Here is a 19,713-nt window from a genome sequence, read left to right as displayed (position 1 = left end):
ATGAGCGCTTCCTTGAGGATCGGCATCATTGGCGGCGGCGGCTGGCTTGGCGGAGCCATTGCCGGCTCGATCCTCGATTCCGGCCTGGTCGTTCCTCAAAATCTCTCCCTCTCCTATCGCAGGGAGCAGCCGCGCCGTTTTCCGGATTCTTTCTGGACGACCGACAGCCAGGAGCTTGCCGACCGTTCGGACGTGATCCTGCTCTCCGTTCGCCCCGATGACTGGCATCCCCTCGAGGTCGATGCTTCCGGCAAGCTCGTCATTTCGGTCATGGCCGGCATTCGCCTCGCCGCCCTTGCCGCACGGCACAAGACCAACCGCGTCGTGCGCGCCCTGCCGAATGCCGCGGCCGAAGTGGCGAAATCCTATACGCCCTGGATCGGCGCGAGCGGCATCACGGAAGACGACCGCGCTATCGTGCGCGCCATTTTCGAGACATGCGGATCGCAGGACGAGGTCGCAAGGGAAAGCGATATCGATTACCTGACCGGCCTTTCCGGATCCGGACCGGCCTTCCCGGCGCTGCTCGCCGCCGCGATGATGCGCGATGCCGTCGCCCATGGCCTGCCGGCAGATGTGGCGCGCCGCGCCGTCAACACGGTGATGACAGGCGCCGGGCGCCTGCTGGAGCGCCGCGACGAGTCGCCCGACGATGTCGTTCAGACCTTTCTCGACTACCGCGGCACGACCGCGGCAGCCATCGAAACCATGCGTGCCGCCGGGTTCGACGCCTCGGTCGCCAATGGTCTTTCGGCGGCATTTACGAAATCGGTAAGTATGGGAGACGCCTCCTGAAAACCGTTGGAGCGGGTTACTGCGGCGCCCCGTTCATCAAGTACAGCCGCTAAACAGAGGGAACGAGAATGAAAACACTACTCGCATCGACATGTCTGACGCTCGGCCTGATCGGTGGTGCATCTTTCGCCAGCGCCGCCGAATGCGGCAGCGTGACCATCGCCAGCATGAACTGGCAGAGCGCCGAAGTTCTCTCCAACCTGGACAAGTTCATCCTCAACGAAGGTTACGGCTGCCAGGCTGACATCACCGTCGGCGATACCGTCCCGACGATCACCTCCATGGCCGAAAAGGGTCAGCCGGATATCGCCCCGGAAGCCTGGATCGATCTGCTGCCGGATGTCGTCAAGAAGGGCACGGAAGAAGGCCGCATCGTGCAGGTCGGCTCGCCGCTGCCGGACGGCGGCGTACAGGGCTGGTGGATTCCGAAATATCTCGCCGACGCCCATCCCGACATCAAGACCATCGGCGACGTGCTGAAGCATCCGGAACTCTTCCCTGATCCGGAGGACCCGAAGAAGGGCGCCATCGTCAACGGCCCGCAGGGCTGGGGCGGCACGGTCGTCACCTCGCAGCTCTACAAGGCCTTCGGCGCCGAGAAAGCGGGCTTCACCCTCGTCGACACCGGTTCTGCTGCCGGCCTCGACGGTTCGATCGCCAAGGCCTACGAACGCAAGGAAGGCTGGGTCGGTTACTACTGGGCGCCGACCGCGCTGCTCGGCAAGTATGATATGGTCAAGCTCGAAGCCGGCGTGCCGGAAGATTCGGCAGAGTGGAAGCGCTGCATCACCGTTGCCGATTGCCCCGATCCGAAGGCCGCCTCATGGCCGGTCGACCACGTCGTGACGCTCGTTGCCAAGCCCTTCTCCGAAAAGGTCGGCCCTGAGGTCATGGACTATCTGGCGAAGCGCTCCTGGAGCAACGACACGGTCAACAAGCTGATGTCCTGGATGACCGACAACCAGGCGACCGGCGAAGACGGCGCCAAGCACTTCCTGGAAGAAAACAAGGACATCTGGACCAAGTGGGTTTCGCCTGAGGCGGCCGCGAAGATCGAAGCTGCCCTTTAACAACCGACTACGCGGTGCGCGAAAGCGCACCGCCTCTCGCTGCCGATAAAATCAAAAAGACTGCCACGGCTCTTTGAAGAAAAAGGGGATCCGAATGGAATGGTTTTATAAATTCCCGCACATGAACGACGACGCGCTTCGCAATCTGAAGAAGGCGATCGACGACGGTTTTCGCGCATTCACCCGCAGCTACGGCGACGGGATCGAAAGCCTCTTCGTTCCGCTCCAGCACTTCCTGATTGCCGCCGAACGCTTCATGACCCAGACGCCGTGGCCGATCATCACCGCGATCATCCTCGCCATCGCATGGTTTGCGAGCCGCAGCCTGAAGATCGTCTTCGGCTGTCTCGTGACCCTGCTGCTGATCGGTTACTTCGACATGTGGGACGATACGATGCGGACGGTCTCGATGATCTTCGTCTGCACCGTGCTCTCCATCGCCATCGGCATTCCGATGGGCATATTGATGGCCCGCTCCGACAGGCTGCAACGCGTCGTCAACCCGATCCTCGACGTCATGCAGACGATGCCGAGCTTCGTCTATCTCATCCCGGTCGTCATGCTCTTGGGCATCGGCAAGGTGCCCGGCCTGATCGCCGTCGTCATCTACGCCATCCCGCCGATGATCCGCCTGACCGATCTCGGCATCCGCCTCGTCGACAAGGACGTGCTGGAAGCGGCCGACGCCTTCGGCACCTCGCGATCGCAGAAGCTCTTCAAGGTGCAGCTGCCGCTGGCGCTTCCCACCATCATGGCCGGCATCAACCAGACCATCATGATGGCGCTCGCTATGGTCGTCATTGCCTCCATGATCGGCGTCCAGGGCCTCGGCCAGCCGGTGCTGAAGGCGATCGCCAACCAGTACTTCACGCTTGGCATTTTCAACGGCCTTGCCATCGTCGGCATTGCCATCATCTTCGACCGGGTCAGCCAGGCTTATGGCAAAAGGCTCCAGAAGCATCGGGAGACCGTCCATGGCTGAGCATCATTTCGGCGGCATCAAGATCCGCAACCTCTACAAGATCTTCGGCCCCACCCCCGCCGCGCATGTCGAGGCGGTTCAGAAAGGCCTGACCAAGACCGAACTCAACCAGAAATACGGCCATGTGCTCGGCCTGAGGGATATCAATCTCGAGATTCCCTCCGGCTGCATCCAGGTCGTCATGGGGCTTTCGGGTTCGGGCAAGTCGACGCTCATCCGCCACATCAACCGGCTGATCGACCCGACATCAGGCGAAGTGCTGGTCGACGGCGTCGACGTCGTGAAGATGAACGAGACCGAATTGCGGACGTTCCGTCGGCAGCAGACGGCGATGGTGTTTCAGAAGTTCGCGCTGCTGCCGCACCGCAACGTCCTCGACAACACCATCTTCGGCCTCGAAGTCCAGGGCATGGAGCGCGGCAAGGCCGTCGACATCGCCATGCGCTGGCTGGAGCGGGTCGGCCTCAAGGGCTTCGAGCAGAGATATCCCAACCAGCTCTCCGGCGGCATGCAGCAGCGCGTCGGCCTGGCGCGGGCGCTCGCCAACGATGCCCCGGTCCTCTTGATGGACGAAGCCTATTCGGCGCTCGATCCGCTGATCCGCACGGATATGCAGACGGTTCTTCTCGACATCCAGAAGGAGATCAAGAAGACCATCGTCTTCATTACCCACGATCTCGACGAGGCGCTGCGCCTCGGCGACCAGATCGCCATCCTGCGCGACGGCGAAGTCATCCAGCAGGGTACCAGCCAGGACATCGTCCTGCGCCCGGCCGACGAATACATCGCCAACTTCGTCAAGGAAGTGAACCGCGGCCGGGTTATCCATGTCGAAGCCGTCATGACGCCGCTGCATTCCGGTGCCGCACCCGTCGGGCTGGCGATTGCGGCGGGAACGACGGTCGAAGAGGCGGTGCGCATGCTGGCGTCCGCGCCGGAAGGCGATGCCCGCGTGATTTCGCCATCCGGAGAAACCTTGGGTCTCGTCACCTTCCGTCAACTTGCCGGTGCTATGGTGAACTCTCAAGAGACCGGTCATCGGCGCGACAGCACCCTTTCGGTCGCGCTCTGAGGCACCACGAGGGAGAGACGACGCAGCATGCCATTCGGCTCCGAGCATCCGCTGCGCAAGGAGTTGCACAATGAACTCCACGCGCGGCCGTCTCTCTATTTCGACGGCGACACCGATGTCTGGCATGTCGCCATCGTCGGCGACAACGCCCCTCCCCCGATCCCGGCTTCGCTGCCGGGATTGGAGGATGTTTCCACGACCCACCAGGGCAATCACGGCATCGGCCGCTTCGGCGGCGGCTGGTTGAAATGGGAAGCCCATACCGAATTCCTGACCCTCACCTTCGTCGTTCCGGCATCGGCCGAGCCCGGCAGCGGCCCGCCTGAAGCCTTTCAGGCCTGCTGCCGCGAGATCGACGGAAAGGTCATCGCGGCCGTCCGCGTGCTGGTACGCGACGAGAAGGACGGGCAGGCTCTGGAAAGACCGAAGCTCGACTATGTCGCCTCCAAGGTCGGCGGCGGCGATGCGGAAGTGCATTCTAACTTCCGCCTGAGCGACAGCGGTTTCGTCGAATTCCTGCTCTTCAACCGCAATCTCAACGCCTACAGGACCGGCCGCATGGTCCGGCGTTTCCTGGAGATCGAGACCTACCGGATGATGGCGCTGCTGGCCCTGCCGATGGCGCGCGAGACCGTCTCGCAGCTTTCGGCTTTCGACCGGCGCCTCGATCTTTTGATCACGCATATGCAGAGCGCCGTCAAAGTCGACAAGGCGCTGCTCTCCGAAGTGACCAGGCTCTCTTCCGACGTCCTCAACTTCTCCGCCCTTGCCCGCCACCGCTTCGGCGCGACGAAAGCCTATGCCGAGATCGTCGCCAGCCGGATATCGGAGCTTCGCGAGGAGCGCGCCGAGCAGCGCCAGAGGATCGGCACCTTCATCGACCGACGCTTTCAGCCGGCCGTCCGCTCGGTCAGCGCCGCCGAACGCCGCCTCGACGAATTGGCCGAACGCGTCAGCCTGGCCGGTGATCTGTTGAGAACCACGGTGCAGGTGCAGCTCGAGGACCAGAACGCTTCGCTTCTGACCTCGATGGAAGAGCGGGCGCGCATCCAGGTGCATATCCAGCAGGCGGTCGAAGGCTTCTCCGTCATCGCCATCACCTATTACACCATCGGCCTGGCGAAGATCTGCCTCGACAGCATTACCGCGCTCGGCGTCGATCCGCATGTGGCGAAGCTTGCCGTTCTCGGCGCCATCCCCCTCGTGCTCTTCGCCGTCTGGGCCGCGGTTCGCCATGTGCGCAGGAGCATTGCCGGCTCGCCCCTCAAAGCGCACGAATAGCGCGCGATCTCCCCATCGGTCGGCACCGGCAGAATCGGTTTACCGCGCGGCGCGTCCAGGGCAAATTGTTACGCAGACAACCGCGTTGCGATTTCCTTCGCGCTTCATGAGAAAATTGCGATCCGTGTCCACTTTGCGTAGAGATCGTGCAGAATGGGCGCGATGACTGCCTATACATTTTGCGCATGATCAGGCCAGACTGCGTCGCGAAAGGCCGATCTGCCGACAATATCGGCACCCGACAATTGCTCCATGGCTGCGGAACAATACAATGGATCTCGACCAGGACCATGATGGTCTAGGGTCCTAAAGCCAAACCCGTCCATCGATCACCCCAAGTGATGGGAGGGGGATAAGTCCATACGCGCTCCATCCCGTGCGTATGACCAATGCCTGTCAGCCTGCCGAAGGGTCGAGCGGTCCACTAGAACCTTCGGCAGGCGACTTGGCGATGGCGCGCAATCAGGCGGGCCGCCATGCGCAATTTGGCTAATCGTTTTACCATCGGAACAACCTAAAAACCGGCAGATCGACGGATTGCCAGCCGGTCCCGCTTCTGTCAGTTCCTGTCGTCTGGCTCGAAAAACCTGACTGGATGGAACGATCGACAACGCAATTCACAAGCTGATTTTCACCACACCTGCCGCACAGCGGATCGTGCTGCACCGGCTTGCGCAAGCCGCTGATTTCAATGCAGTTCCGCCGGCCAAGCCTCATCCATCATCCCTTCTGCTGGACTCTGACGAAATCTCAGGGAGAATGATCATCCATGAACAGCTGCGGGGCATGAATAGGGACGTACAGCGACATCGCATCCAAGCGGAACAGGCGTCACGCCGCTCGATGCAGCGAGATAAAAATAATCGGGGGAGAGCATGACGGAAACCAGCACCCAGCCATTCTCGTTTCGCTTCCGCGGCTCGTCCTTCGACAACATGGTTGAAACGCTCGGCGGCGCTTTCGGCGCATTCGATGCAGCACCCATCGGCCGCTCCCAGAACTTCCATTGGGGATTGGATTTTTCGGTCGCCGACACCGCTGTCCTGCTCACCGGCTATCACGAGGCGGAGTTTCAGTTCAATATCGAGCCGACCGCCGATACGACGGAGTATTTGTCGATCGTCGTGCCGCGCAGCGGCGGCATGGGTGTGGCCTATGGATCCCGCGTCGCGGAAGCGGGGCAAGGCAAGTTGCTTCTCTATAACAATTTCGAACCCGACAGCGTCATCATGCACGGGCAGTCCAATGTCATCGACGAATTGCTGATCAACTGGTCTGTTATCCTCCAGACGATCGGCCAGACATTCGAGATACCGTTCAGCGGTTCTCTCGACCTGCTGCCCGAACTCGATCTCTCCACGCCGGCCGGCCGGACGATCGGCAACCTCACCGAAACGATCGCCATCGGCATGCGCGACGACGGGCCGCTGCTGCAATCGCCGATCGCCATGGCGCATATGACGCAGGCGCTGGCCGATCTCGTGGTCCGCATGGTGCCGAACCGGCTTTCGCATTTCCTCGACAAGGGACCCGCCCTGATCGCTCCCCGCCATGTCCGCAAGGCGATCGAATTCATGCAGGCCAATATCGATCAGCCGATCACCATGCCGAAAGTGGCCGAAGCGGCCGGCGTATCCAGCCGGGCGCTCGAAACCGGCTTTCGCGCGTTCCGGGGAACGTCTCCCGCCGCCTATCTGCTGACGCTGCGCCTACGCGCGGCGCGGCAGGATCTGCTCGATCCCGAGAGCACCGACACCATGAAAGCCATCTGCCTCAAATGGGGTTTCTTCCATTTTGGCCGATTTTCCGCAGTCTATAAGTCGACCTATGGGGAATATCCTTCCGACACCAGGAAGCGCGTCGGCCGCCGATATGCCGGAGCTTAAGGTTCGGACAGTTTATAGTGCACTCTCATCGTCCTCGGATCCCGCTTGACGATCTCAAGCACGCCGTCGCGCTCAGTGAGCGCATTGAGTTCCCTGAGCACGAGGGAATGCGCAATCCCGAGCAGGCGCGCAAAGGAGCGGCTATCCTCTGCAATTCCCAGTTCGGCTGCGACGAGCAGACCGGCCTGGATCGAGGTCAGCCTATCATCCCGCTCCTGCGCCTTGGCGACCAGGGCAAGAAAGCGGTCGACCTCCGACGGCTCTTCGCTCACGCGGCGTTTCGCCGGCGGAAGGACACCATGATCGATTTCGAAGTCGGCGTATCGCTCTCCTTGCCGGCGCTGGCAAGCGGCACGAGCACGTTCAATTCCGGATAATAGCCGGCAATGCTGCCCCTTGGAATGTCATAGGGCACGAAGCGGAAGTCCTGCGCGATGCGCTCGATGCCGTCATCATGCTCACCGACGACATCGACGCGGTCGCCGGCTGTGGCATTCATCGCCTCCAGGTCGGCAGGATGAATGAAGATGACCTGCCGCTCTCCGTAGACGCCGCGATAGCGGTCGTCGAGACCGTAGACCGTCGTATTGTACTGGTCGTGCGACCGGAACGTCTGCAGCGCAAAATGCTCGCCGCCCTTTCGCGCCCGCTGGTGCACCGTCTCCTCGGGAAGCGCCTCGGAGGAGAAAGACGCCTTGCCGGCCGGCGTGTCCCACTCCCGATGAGCGGCGGCATTGCGCAGATGAAAGCCGCGCGGCTTGCGCAGACGGGCATTGTAGTCCTCGAAGCCCGGAATGGTCGCCTCGATATGATCGCGGATCAGGTCGTAATCGCCGGCAAGCCCGGCCCAGCCGACCACGGCGGAACCGACCGTCGCCTCGGCGATGCCGGCGATGATGGCGACTTCCGAGAGCAGATGCGGCGAGGCCGGCCGGTTGATGCCGGCCGACCCGTGCACCATGCTCATCGAATCCTCGACGCTGACGAGCTGGGAGCCGCCGGCAGCATCGCGATCCATCTCGGTGCGGCCGAGGCAGGGCAGGATGAAGGCCGTCTCGCCGGGCATGAGATGCGAATGGTTGGGCTTGGTCGCAATGTGTACCGTCAGCTTCAGCCGCCGCAGCGCCTGTTCGACGAGCGCGCTGTCGGGCGTGGCGCGTGCGAAATTGCCGCCGAGCCCGATAAAGGCATCGGCCGAGCCGTCGAGCATCGCCCCGATCGCGGCAAGCACGTTGTGGCCGTGTTCGCGGGGAACGGTGAAACCGAAATGCTTTTCCAGCGCGTCGAGGAAATCCTCCGACGGCTTCTCGTTGATGCCGACAGTGCGGTCGCCCTGCACGTTGGAATGGCCGCGTACCGGGCAGAGGCCGGCGCCGGGCTTGCCGATATTGCCACGCAGGAACATGAAATTGGCGATCTCGCGGATCGTCGCCACCGAATGCAGGTGCTGGGTGACACCCATCGCCCAAGTGCAGATGACCCGCTCGGCTTTGATATAGACATCGGCCGCCCGCTCGATCTCCTCGCGGCTCAGTCCCGACTGGTCTTCGATCTCCGCCCAGCTCGTCGCCTCGACGGCGGCCCGGTATTCGTCAAAACCGGCGCAATGTTCGGCAAGGAATGCGTGATCGAGGACGGAAGGCAGACCGGCGGCGAGCGCGGCGTTCTCCGCGGCGAGCACCGCTTTCGCCATGCCCCGGACCGCAGCCATGTCGCCGCCGAGCTGCGGCTGCAGATAGTGGCTGGCAATGTCGGTGGAGCCGCGGCGCATCATCTCGATCTTGTCCTGCGGATCGGAGAAGCGCTCCAGGCCGCGCTCGCGGATCGGATTGAAGACGACGATGCGCGCGCCGCGAAGTGCGGCCCGGCGGAGGTCGCCGAGCATTCGGGGATGGTTGGTGCCGGGGTTCTGCCCGATCACGAAGATCGCATCGGCCTCTTCGAAATCCTCCAGAAGCACGGTGCCCTTGCCGACGCCGACCGCCTGGCGCATGGCGATGCCGCTCGCCTCGTGGCACATGTTGGAGCAATCGGGAAAATTATTGGTGCCGTAGACGCGCACGAAGAGCTGGTAAAGGAAGGCGGCCTCGTTGCTCGCCCGGCCCGACGTGTAGAATTCCGCCCGGTTCGGATTGTCGAGGCCCTTCAATATGCCGCCGATTTCGGCAAAGGCATCTTCCCAGGAAACCGGCAGGTAACGGTCGCTCGTGCGGTCATAGCGCATCGGATGAGTGAGGCGGCCGTTGAGCTCCAGCTCATAATCCGACAACTGGCGAAGCTGCGACACCGTATTCGCCGCGAAAAAGGCGGGCGTCGCCCGCTTTTCCGTCGCCTCCCACGCAACGGCCTTCACGCCGTTTTCGCAGAATTCGAACGACGATCCGTGTTCCGGATCGCCCCAGGCGCAGCCCGGGCAATCGAAGCCATCCGGCTGGTTCGCCTTCAGCATGGTCCGCGCCCCTGAAAGGGGCATGCCGCTTTGCAGCAATTGCTTGCCGCAGCTCTTCAGAGCGCCCCAGCCGCCGGCTGCCGCCGATTTTTTGCCAATGAATTTTGCGTCCATGCGCTCCTCTATTGTCGAAGCGGGGAGAACATCAAGGCCATAGGGATGATGGTTCGATAGAAAAAATCTATCAAAACGCACGAAGGCGGCTGACGATGTTCGCTGTCGGTTTAGCCGGCTTCCTTGATGGCGTGCCGATCATGGTTCGGCGAGTGCGCCAGAATGCGATTGCGGCCTTGCGTCTTGGCGTCGTAGAGCGCCGCGTCGGCCTCGGTCAGCAGGCGGTTCGGATTGGTCCGCAGGACGGCGCCCGTCGCGCAGGAGACGCCGATGCTCGCTGTCACCCTTTGGAATTCGCTGCCGGTATGCACGATATTCTCCTGAGCCAGGCGGCGCGCGAATTGCTCGGCGACGATCATCGCTCCCTTGGCGCTGGTGTCGGGGAGGAAGACCACGAATTCTTCCCCGCCGTAGCGCGCGACGATATCGGCCGGGCGGCTGACGGACTGGCGCAGGCATTTGCTGACGACACGCAGGCATTCATCCCCGGCGGGATGACCATAGGTGTCGTTATAGGCCTTGAAGCGGTCGATATCGACCATCAGCAGGCTGAAGGGCGTGTTCTTCCTGGCGCTGCCCGCGGTCTCGCGTGCGAAAGCCTCATCGAAGGCGCGGCGGTTGACCATGCCGGTGAGTCCGTCGGTTTCGGCGAGGTTCTTCAGTTGCTCGGCCGACAGCCTGAGCGCGATTTCCGCCTGCTTCGTCGCGGTGATATCCGAGACGACGGCCATCGCCGTACCGTCTTCCGCAAGCCGTGTGCGGATGCTGCGCCAATCGCCGTTGTGAAGCTGAACCTCTTCGTCCTTGTTGCTGTGAAGCGAAGTGCTGGCGCGCTCGATCCACTCCTCGAGATCGCCATCCACAGCACCAGGCCGCTCGCCGGTTTCGATGACGCGGCGCAGGATATCGCGGATGTTGGCGCCGACCACGCGCGCATCCCCGGAGAGCGGGAAGGCTTCGCGATACTGATCGTTGCAGAAGAGAAGAAAACCCTTGCTGTCATACATGGCAATGCCATCGGACATGCTGGCCATCGCATGCGACAGCAGGTTCTTGCTTTCACGCAATTGCCGCTCCAGCGCGGCACGCTCGGTGACGTCGCGCGTGACACCCGCAAGGCCGATCACCCGCCCCTGCTTGTCCCGCAGCGGCACTTTGGAAGCGAGCAGGAAACGGCCTTCGATCCGTTCGCTGGAATCGATCAGCGGCTTGCCCGTTTCCATCACCTGCTGCTCGAGATGATACAGTTCCTCAGCGAGCGGCTGCGACATCAGATTGAAATCAGACAATCCGGTCATCTCCGCCGTCGTTCTGAAACGGAAGAGGCGGGTCATGTTTTCATTGACCGTGATGAAGCGGCTGTTGCGGTCCTTCACATAGAGATAGTCCGGCGACTGCGAAAATGCCGTCACCAATATGCTTCGCTCCAGCTCCCATTGCTGCGTCTTCAGCAGAACGAAGCCGCCGAGCACGGTCGCCAGGCAATTCAAGGAGGTCAGGGGAAACCCGACGCCGGCCAGAACATGGGCCTTCACGAGGGTGGGAAGCAAGGCCATCGAGGCGACCAGTGCGCCGCCGAGGGCCAGGCTCACCAGCGCAACATCGCGGAGCCCGGCAGACCGTTTGCGTGTCCAGAAGTAACCCGCCAGACCGACACCGGTCGCGGCAGCGATCGCAATGATCCCGTCGATCATCGCCGTGCCGCCGACGACAAAACGGAAAGCGATCGCCAGCGATGCGGCAAAAGCCGCCGCGATCGGCCCACCGAACAGGCCGGCCAGAGCAAGAGGCGCAAAGCGCAGGTCGATATAGATGCCGGGGATGAATTCGATCGCCAGCAAGATGGATCCGATGGAGGCGCTGCCGGCCAGGATGCCGAAAGCGATCTTTTCCTGCCTGAACGAACGGTGCTGAAATTGGATCGAAAAATGCGCCCAGAGCGAAATTGCCAGGCACACGAATGAAAGGTTGCCACCAAATTGCGTCCAGATGCCATTCACCGCGTTGGATCCACCTTCCAAGACATGTAACGAACTCATCATAGGCAAAACTGGTTTGGGCTTGGTTAAATCGGAACCGATCGGCCTGCATTCCCGCAAAAAGGCTGATGGCTCAAAAATTGATCCTCGATCGGCCGGCGGCGGTCATGCCGCGGCATTTTCTGATTTCATTACGCGGCGCGGAGCATCGGCCGGAAGGCCTGAACCCGGTTGCTGCCGCAGCCTCGCAATATTTTCACGGTTTGCTAGTTCCGCTACCCGGCCGCCAGAGGGGTGTCGGCGCCAGAACGACGCTGTCACGCAGAATATAACGCATGCTTAACAACGCCTCGCATCATCGCCGGGAAACTTATCCCGACGACACAAGCATGCGCTATTCGGATAGGCCTGCGCAATAAGACTATCCTTGCGCGATATGCGGCTTCAGCGGAAACCGATGGTTGTTGCGCATCCTCCGCTACTTGCAGATCGCCGCGGCCAGGAAGCCGCGCATCGCATCGCCATAGGGCGGCCGCATCATGTATTCCGCTTCCACCATCTTGCTCTGATGATAGACTGCGCGTGGGTGCGAAAAGGCGAGGAAGCCGAACTTGCCATGATAGGCGCCCATGCCGGAATGACCGACACCGCCGAACGGCAGCCCCTCCGCCGTGACGTGGCTCATGCAGTCGTTGACCGTCACCCCGCCGGAGGCCGTATTGTCGAGGACACGACGCTCCTCTTCCTGATCCTGGCTGAAATAATAGAGGGCCAGCGGGCGCGGCCCGGCATTGATACGATCGACAACCTCGGCAATATCGCGATAGGCAACGACCGGCAGCACGGGTCCGAAGATCTCCTCCTGCAGCACGCGCATGTCGTCGGTGGGATCGAGGATCAGGGTCGGCGCTATGCGATGGGCCGATTGCTGGGAGAAGTTCTCCGCCGCCGGATTGATCTCTACGACACGCCCGCCCTTGGCCCTCGCATCATCGATCAAACCCCGGATGCGGGCATGATGACGGGCATTGACGATCGAAGTGTAGTCGGGATTTTCCTTCAGCGTCGGATACATCGCACCGACCGCAGCAACCGCATGTTCGGCAAAGGCTTCGACGCTTTCCTCGGGCACATAGACATGATCGGGCGCAAGGCAGATCTGGCCGGCATTCAGCGTCTTGACCGTCATCACCCGGCGCGCCGCATCCGCGAGATCTGCCGAACGGCCGACGACGACGGGCGATTTGCCGCCGAGTTCGAGGGTAAGCGGCGTCAGGTTTTCCGCCGCCGCGCGCATGACATGATGGGCGATCGCGGTGCCGCCGGTAAAGATCAGATGGTCGAAGGCAAGCGATGTGAAGGCGGTGCCCGTCGCCGGCCCACCCTGAACGACGGCGATCTCCGTTTCGTCGAAGGCGCGGGCGATAAGCTCGGCCATCAGCGCGGAAGAGGCCGGCGTTACCTCCGACGGTTTGATCATGGCGCGGTTGCCGGCGGCAAGGATGCCGGCGAGCGGCGCAAGCGCGAGCTGATAGGGAAAATTCCACGGGCTCAGGATGCCGACGACACCCTTCGGCTGATAGATCACCCGGGCCACCGCATCCGGGAACAGCGCCTCATGCTCTTCCGGCTTCAGCCATTCGGCAAGATGGGTCTTGGCATATTTAAGCGAGCCGACGCAGGTGAAGACATCGAGAAGCAGGCTCGCCTCGACGCTGCGGCTGCCGAAATCCTCCGACAGCGCTGCGGCAATCATATCCTTATGATCGACGAGAAGGGCGATGACGCGGTCGATGCGATCGATGCGGGTCGCAATGTCAGGCGGCCCGTCCTTCAGGAACGACGCCCTTTGCCGGGCAAGCAGCGCCTTCATGGCGTCGGGGCTGGTATCGGCGGCGATTGAGGTGACGCTGTTCATTCTTTCCTCCCTTTGAACGGTGTCAGGCGGCCGGCTGGCGCACGACCGGTTTCAGCACGATGCCCTTCTCCGAATCCTCCACCGCCCGGTTGATGTCGGCGAAATCATAGAAGGTGACGAGCCTGTCGAAGGGAAAGCGGCCCTGCCGATGAAGATCGATCAAGAGCGGGATCAGCACATCGGGATTGGAATCACCCTCGACGATGCCGCGCACCCGGCGTCCGCCAGAGAGGATATGGGTGAGATCGAGCGTCAGCGTCGCGCCGTGCGGCGAGGCCCCGACGATCCCGCAGGTGCCGCGCGGCGCGAGCACGCGCACGCATTGATCGATCGCGGCAGGCACGCCGGAGGCATCGATCGCATAATCGACGCCGGCGCCGGTCAGCGCCATGATCGCTGCGACCGCATCGCCGGTCTTGCCCTTGACGATATCCGTCGCACCGAGTTCACCAGCAAGCGCCAGCCGCGTTTCGTTCACATCGACCGCAATGATCCGGGACGCGCCGACGATCCGCGCCGCCATGACGGCGGCAAGGCCGACCGAGCCCATGCCGAAAACCGCGAGCACCTTTCCCGGCTCGACCTTGAGCGCATTCATGACCGCCCCGGCGCCGGTCTGGATGCCGCAGGCAAGCGGCCCGAGCAGCGCCAAATCGGCGTCCTCAGGCACTTTGACGATGTTGCGCTCATGGCAGAGCGCGTGGCTGGCGAAAGAGGACTGCCCGAAAATATTGCCGTTCACCCGCGCTCCCCGATAGGAAAGCCCGCTCGAACCATCCGCCCGCGAACCGAAGAAATTGCGCGGGAAGAATTCGTGGCAATAGGTCTCCTCGTGATCGTTGCAGCTCGGGCAATGACCGCAGGAATTGAAGGTCATGACCACGTGATCGCCGGGCGCCACCTTGGTGACGCCGAACCCGACGCGCTCGACGATGCCTGCACCTTCATGGCCGAGCACGACCGGCTGCGGCACCGGCAAATACTGATCGCGCATGACGATGTCGGTATGGCAAACTCCCGTTGCCACGACACGAACCAGGATCTCGCCCTCGCGCGGCTCCTCCAGATCGAGGCTTTCCAGCGAAAACGGCATATGCGGCGCACGCGCCACCGCGGCATGGATCTTCATTGCTTCCTCCTCCCGATAGCAATCCGTAACGGCCCGGCCATGCCGGGCCTGCCTCAGCCGCCGCGCTTGTAAGCGCCGAGCCCCGGCTGATAGGTCTTGTCGTCGAGGAACTGCTTCAGCCCCTCGTCGCGCCCCTTGGTCTTGTCGAGAAACAGCATCTGCTCCAGCTTGGCGTAGATATAGTCGTCGGCGAGTTCCCACGGCAGGTTGCGCACCCGCTTGTAGGTGTCCTTTGCGGCCTTCAGCGTCACCGGGTTCTTTTCGAGCAGGCTGGCGCAGATTTTGCGGACGCGGGCTTCAAGCTCTGCGAGCGGCACTGCCTCGTTGACGAGACCCATTTCCGCAGCCTTGCGCCCGCCGAACAGCTCGCCGGTCATGATGTAATAGAGCGCGTCGCGATGGCGCATCACCTCAGCCACCGCGCGGGTGACGTTGCCGCCCGGCAGGATGCCCCAGTTGATCTCGGAAAGGCCGAAATTCGCCTCCTCGGCGGCAATGGCGAGGTCGCAGGAGACGAGCGGCGTGAAGGCGCCGCCGAAGCACCAGCCATTGACCATAGCGATGGTCGGCTTTTCGAAATACATCAGCCGGTTCCACCAGCCGCCGGATTGGCGCCGCGCCTTCAGCGTGGCATCGCGCGGCTTGTCGTCGTTGTCGCGGAAATATTCCTTCAGGTCCATGCCGGCCGACCAGGATTCGCCGGCGCCGCGCAGGACGAGGACGCCGCAGCGCTCGTCGCCTTCGAGTTCGTCGAGCACTTCGAGCATCCGGGCATTCAGAGCCGGATTCATCGCATTGCGCTTTTCCGGGCGGTTCAGCGTCACGAAGGCGATGCCGCCATCGAATTCGACCAGGACCGGCGATGTGTTTTCAGTCATGAGTTCACTCCATTGGTTTCGGCACGAGACCGGGGCCGCTTTACGGGGCCTGTCGTTGAAGGATTTCTTCGGAATGGTGCTGGCGCAGAACATGTTTCTGCACCTTGCCGGAGGCAGTGCGGGGGATGGTTTCGACGAAGAGGATGCGGGCCGGGCGTTTGAAGGCGGCGAGCCTTTCCGCGCAATGGCCGGCGATCTCCTCACCCGTTGCCGCAGCCGCCGGCCGCAGCACGACATAAGCGACGCCGCATTCGCCCCACCTTTCGTCGGGAACCCCGATAACGGCGGCGTCGAGAATGGCGGGATGGCTTGCGAGCGTGGCCTCGACTTCGGCGGGGTAAACATTTTCGCCGCCACTGATGTACATGTCCTTCAGCCGGTCGACGATGCGATAGAAGCCGTTGGCCTCGCGCCGGCCGAGATCGCCGGTGCGGTACCAGCCGTCGGTAAAGGCGGCCGCGGTTTCCCGCGGCTTGTTCCAATAGCCCGACGTTACCGCCGGTCCGCGCAGCCAGAATTCACCGATCTCGCCCTCCCCGACATCACGGCCATCCTCGCCGACGATGCGGATGTCGAGCAGCGGCGCCGGAAGGCCGACGCTGCCGGGATTGTCCTGCACCGCGCGCCGGTCGATCGGCACGTGCAGCACCGTTCCCGCTTCGCTCATGCCGTAGCCGTTGACCAGTGCGACGCCATCGTCGAGATAGCTTTCGATCAGCGCCTGCGTCAGCGGCGCGCCGCCGACGAAGAGCGCGTGCAGGCCGGAAAGAGCCGCGGCGCTATAGGCAGGATCGTTACGTAGCGCGAGCGCGATCTGCGGTACGGCAAAATAATGGGTGATGGCGCGTTCACCATCGGCAAGGGCAGCCAGCGTGCGTGCCGGCGTGAAGCGGTCGGAGACGACGAGCGTGCCACCGAGCATCAAGGTGGTGCGCGCCACCGCGATCAGCCCGATCGTGTGGAAGAACGGCAGGTCGCAGAGCGCGACGGAGCCCGGTCCGATCTCGCCGACGAAGGAAAAATTGACCGCGGCGAAAAAGGCGTTGCGGCGGCTGATGACGACGCCCTTCGGCTGTCCCGTCGTGCCTGACGTATAGAGAAGGATGCAAGCTCCGTCGGTATCTGCGGGCACCGGACCGGCAGGCAGGCTCGCCTCGATTTGCGCGGCAAGGCCGGCCCGGCCATCGGCCGTCGAAATCACCGTCATCTCGGGATCGGCCTCGGTAAGGATCGCCACGGCGGATGAAAACTCCTCGTCATGCACCAGGATGAGCGGCGCGCAATCGGCAAGGATCGGCCGGAGTTCGGCGGCGTTGAGCCGCCAGTTGAGCGGCACATAGACGGCGCCGGCGCGCTGGCAGGCAAAGGCGAGCACGATCGAATCCATCGAATTGCGCGCCAGCATGGCGACACGCGCTCCGTCCCTCCGCGCCCCGAGCATCACGCTCAGGAAACCGGCGCAGCGGGCGATCCGCCGATCGAGTTCGGCATAGGTGAGCTGCCGGCCGGTGGCGATCTCGAACAGAGCCTGACGATCCGGCGCGACGCGGGCGCGGTAGAGGATCGGATCGTCTTGCACCAGCCCGCAATCCGCAGGCGAAGCGATCCCGGAAAAGGAATGCGCCATTTTCTCCTCCCATGCCCTCCGCTCCTCCGCGGCAGGCATCAAATTTGTATGCAACACATACTAATATCGTTTCCCGGCGGGATGCAAGATGCTGTTCAAAGAAAATCCGAAAGCCCGAGTGGACGAGAGAAATACTCCCGGCCGCCGCATAAGGCATATTGACTAACCCGCTGATTTTGATGGTTATGGCGCCTCAACGAGGCGAGACGAACGATGGCAGCAAAACCACCGCAGGATGATTTCGACACCGAGGAAGCTTCCGCAACGCCTCCTCTCGACGTCGGCAGGCTTGGCGATCTCCTGGGCTTTCATCTGCGCATGGCGCATGTCGCGATCTATCGCGACTTCGCCGAAACCATGGAGGAGCTGGCGCTGACACAGAAGCAGCTCGCGGTGATGGAACTCATCTCAGCCAATCCCGGCGCATCGCAGATCGACCTCGCCAACACGCTCGGCACCGACCGCGCAACCATGATGGCCCTCGTCAACCGGCTGGCCGCCCGCGACCTGGTCGAGCGCCGCCCCTCCGCGGCAGACCGCCGCCGCCAGGAACTGCATCTGACGACCGCGGGACGGGCGATGCTCGCACGCGCCCGCAAGCTGATCGACAGGCATGAACAGCATTTCATCGACCTGTTTTCGGGCGATGAAATGGCGGCGCTGCTCACCGCGCTGAAGCGGATCTATAAGGGAAACTAGCTCCCGAAAGACGAGAAATGGCGTCCAATGACGACATCATCCGACCCCTCGGGCGCCTGGAAGGCACTCTCGACGGCATACGACAGCGTGGCCCTGCTCCGAAAAGATCTGAGCGACGAGAAGGCGAACGCCACGAGGGGATGGCCGTCATTCACAAGCGCCTCGACGAGCAAGCCAAGCTATGGCATATCGGGTTTGATTGCCATCGCCGGCCTGACGATCGGCAGCATTGTGGCCTACATAAGCGATAGCGCAATTGCGTGGGCAAGGCACTGGCTGAAGCTAGACTAGATAGCCGGCAAAATCGTTCTGAACGCGGCGCCAAAAAGGTGGGCCGCACGGCTACTGCCATGGGGTGTGGCAGTGCAGCGAACTGCTTGACCGCACGACCCGCCGGATAAACGGACGATGGATTCCGCAGTTCCACGATGTTCGTCAGCGTACGCTGACAGGTGTGGTAGGGGAGGTCCGAAGTGGCGCTGGGGCAAGCGGGTCACGGACGTTTCCCCACGAAACTGGTCAAAAAAAGCCCCGCTGGATTGGCGGGGCTAGTTAACGCTTTTGGAAAGGACGAATGTGCGAGTCTCCGTAGAGACTGTACGTCCGATAGTAAAACGCCGCAAAGCAAGAGAAGTTCCCATGTATTTTGCAATGTTCAAATCAACAAACGCAATAGAGCCTCTTCGTCTGTAACTCCGTGTTGATACGACTGGATGATCCGAGCCGCCAGATCCTGCCGCTCTGCATCCGATTTGACCTGTTTGGCCAGAACGACGTGATCGAACACCCTTTGGCATAGGGCCACTTCGTCATCATTCAGCACGCTTTGGGTCTGGAATACCTGAGACAGGATCATGACGCCCTCACTTCCCATGCTAACCTTAGGCCGTGAGCGCGATGGTTCAACGTGAGAGCACCTCACGACCTAGTGTTCGGCCTGCATCGAGGGCGTCGGGCCGCGCGGAGCGTCGCTTTGGGAGCAGACCGTAAACCTACCTCCGCACGACCCAACTCTGGAATCGGGTGGATCGCTAGGAGAAGGGCATAATGCGATCTAAAAGTACTGGTTTTCTCCCGCGATCCAGTGATCTAACCTGATTGTCGCTGTGTAGTTCCCGTAAGGTGCCGGACGAGAAACCCCCGCAATTTGCCGGGGTAGTGTGTGGGGTTGTTTTGTAAGCATTGCGCCGAGGCGCCTACAAAATTTTGCATAATTTTCTTTTGGTCCGCAATAAGTCGTACTTTATCCTTTTGAATTATATTTCCGACTGTAAAGTAACGTGTTGTACGTTGCCGGACAAAAGATCGGACGCCATCTACAAAGCGAAATAATATCTCCTATTATAGATGTAGTGCCGCCTGGCGATTATTTGCTTGCCCCAAGCAATGGTGTCTCCTGTGCGCTGGGCGGCCATCCGGCCTGGCATCAGTCACACCAATCGTTGCGACGCCCCGGCGTCCACGGCCGGGCGAACCCTTCTTGTAGCAGGGTCCTTCCGATATCTTCTATCTTCGTCACTCGTTCGATGTTGACGAGCGGCCGGTTCGACTGCGTCTTGTCCACCGCACTGCTCGATTCGATCCCGTAAGCCCTTTCAGTCAAAAGCTCTTTCAGCCTTCCCTTGGCGATCAGCGCCAGCTTCCGTTCCTTGACGCACTTCGCATGCGATCCGATCACCGGTGTGTCGATGCCGGAAACGCAGGCAACGCCTTCCCCTAGCAGTCGCATATTTTTGCCGTCGGATTTCATCGTGTCGCCGTCGACGGCCGTCAGCGAGGCGCAGAGGATGAGTCCGGCAATCATTTCGAAGAGCTCGGCTCCTAAGTTCGTTCC

16 protein-coding genes and 1 pseudogene are annotated in these 19,713 nt (G+C 61.9%); 8 read left to right on the top strand and 9 right to left on the bottom strand.

What is annotated here, in order from left to right; genetic code table 11:
- The 6 genes from ATY76_RS15415 to ATY76_RS15390 all read left to right on the top strand — a co-directional run bounded on the left by ATY76_RS15415 (position 1) and on the right by ATY76_RS15390 (position 7,086).
- Positions 1-795, top strand: coding sequence for a pyrroline-5-carboxylate reductase dimerization domain-containing protein (locus tag ATY76_RS15415; protein WP_088675606.1), 795 nt, complete (start codon positions 1-3; stop codon positions 793-795).
- Positions 796-863: 68 nt separating this feature from the next.
- A complete protein-coding gene (locus ATY76_RS15410) occupies positions 864-1,865 on the top strand; it encodes an ABC transporter substrate-binding protein (protein WP_088675605.1) in 1,002 nt (333 codons plus the stop codon).
- A gap of 94 nt (positions 1,866-1,959) precedes the next feature.
- Complete coding sequence (locus ATY76_RS15405; RefSeq protein ID WP_088675604.1) at positions 1,960-2,847, top strand: proline/glycine betaine ABC transporter permease; 888 nt, start codon at positions 1,960-1,962, stop codon at positions 2,845-2,847.
- Positions 2,840-3,919 (top strand): glycine betaine/L-proline ABC transporter ATP-binding protein, encoded by a 1,080-nt coding sequence (locus tag ATY76_RS15400; protein ID WP_088675603.1) that lies wholly within the window; start codon positions 2,840-2,842, stop codon positions 3,917-3,919. Before ATY76_RS15405 ends, ATY76_RS15400 begins: the two co-directional genes overlap by 8 nt.
- A 27-nt stretch (positions 3,920-3,946) precedes the next feature.
- The gene (locus ATY76_RS15395; RefSeq protein WP_088675602.1) at positions 3,947-5,200 is read left to right on the top strand and encodes a DUF3422 domain-containing protein; all 1,254 of its coding nucleotides are present in this window, start codon (positions 3,947-3,949) and stop codon (positions 5,198-5,200) included.
- Between the two features lie 875 nt (positions 5,201-6,075).
- The gene (locus ATY76_RS15390; protein ID WP_088675601.1) at positions 6,076-7,086 is read left to right on the top strand and encodes a helix-turn-helix domain-containing protein; all 1,011 of its coding nucleotides are present in this window, start codon (positions 6,076-6,078) and stop codon (positions 7,084-7,086) included.
- Here ATY76_RS15390 and ATY76_RS15385 read toward each other — a convergent pair.
- The 7 genes from ATY76_RS15385 to ATY76_RS15355 all read right to left on the bottom strand — a co-directional run bounded on the left by ATY76_RS15385 (position 7,083) and on the right by ATY76_RS15355 (position 17,180).
- A complete protein-coding gene (locus ATY76_RS15385) occupies positions 7,083-7,358 on the bottom strand; it encodes a hypothetical protein (protein ID WP_088675600.1) in 276 nt (91 codons plus the stop codon). The two genes, ATY76_RS15390 and ATY76_RS15385, sit on opposite strands and share 4 nt — an antisense overlap.
- Entirely contained in the window at positions 7,355-9,649 is a 2,295-nt protein-coding gene (locus tag ATY76_RS15380; protein WP_088675599.1) for an FdhF/YdeP family oxidoreductase, read from the bottom strand. The genes ATY76_RS15385 and ATY76_RS15380 overlap by 4 nt, the downstream gene beginning before the upstream one ends.
- A gap of 110 nt (positions 9,650-9,759) precedes the next feature.
- Positions 9,760-11,691: a diguanylate cyclase gene (locus ATY76_RS15375; protein ID WP_088675598.1), complete on the bottom strand. Its 1,932-nt coding sequence runs from the start codon at positions 11,689-11,691 to the stop codon at positions 9,760-9,762.
- Positions 11,692-12,106: 415 nt separating this feature from the next.
- Complete coding sequence (locus tag ATY76_RS15370; protein WP_088675597.1) at positions 12,107-13,546, bottom strand: coniferyl aldehyde dehydrogenase; 1,440 nt, start codon at positions 13,544-13,546, stop codon at positions 12,107-12,109.
- Between the two features lie 22 nt (positions 13,547-13,568).
- Entirely contained in the window at positions 13,569-14,675 is a 1,107-nt protein-coding gene (locus ATY76_RS15365) for an NAD(P)-dependent alcohol dehydrogenase (protein ID WP_088675596.1), read from the bottom strand.
- A gap of 53 nt (positions 14,676-14,728) precedes the next feature.
- A complete protein-coding gene (locus ATY76_RS15360; RefSeq protein ID WP_088675595.1) occupies positions 14,729-15,553 on the bottom strand; it encodes a p-hydroxycinnamoyl CoA hydratase/lyase in 825 nt (274 codons plus the stop codon).
- A gap of 40 nt (positions 15,554-15,593) precedes the next feature.
- A complete protein-coding gene (locus tag ATY76_RS15355) occupies positions 15,594-17,180 on the bottom strand; it encodes an AMP-binding protein (RefSeq protein ID WP_088675594.1) in 1,587 nt (528 codons plus the stop codon).
- Between the two features lie 213 nt (positions 17,181-17,393).
- Between ATY76_RS15355 and ATY76_RS15350 the strand changes: the two genes are divergently transcribed.
- Together ATY76_RS15350 and ATY76_RS15345 are read left to right on the top strand one after the other, a co-directional pair.
- Entirely contained in the window at positions 17,394-17,879 is a 486-nt protein-coding gene (locus ATY76_RS15350; protein ID WP_088675593.1) for a MarR family winged helix-turn-helix transcriptional regulator, read from the top strand.
- A gap of 17 nt (positions 17,880-17,896) precedes the next feature.
- A pseudogene (locus ATY76_RS15345) lies at positions 17,897-18,170 on the top strand (hypothetical protein).
- Between the two features lie 364 nt (positions 18,171-18,534).
- Here ATY76_RS15345 and ATY76_RS15340 read toward each other — a convergent pair.
- Both ATY76_RS15340 and ATY76_RS15335 read right to left on the bottom strand, forming a co-directional pair.
- A complete protein-coding gene (locus ATY76_RS15340; protein WP_088675592.1) occupies positions 18,535-18,735 on the bottom strand; it encodes a hypothetical protein in 201 nt (66 codons plus the stop codon).
- 570 nt (positions 18,736-19,305) lie between these two features.
- Entirely contained in the window at positions 19,306-19,683 is a 378-nt protein-coding gene (locus ATY76_RS15335) for a nuclease (protein WP_088675591.1), read from the bottom strand.
- Positions 19,684-19,713 lie beyond the last annotated feature (30 nt).

It is taken from the genome of Rhizobium sp. R339 (assembly GCF_002211395.1).
Classification (GTDB): Bacteria; Pseudomonadota; Alphaproteobacteria; order Rhizobiales; family Rhizobiaceae; genus Rhizobium.
This window is presented reverse-complemented; position numbering and strand designations above follow the sequence as displayed.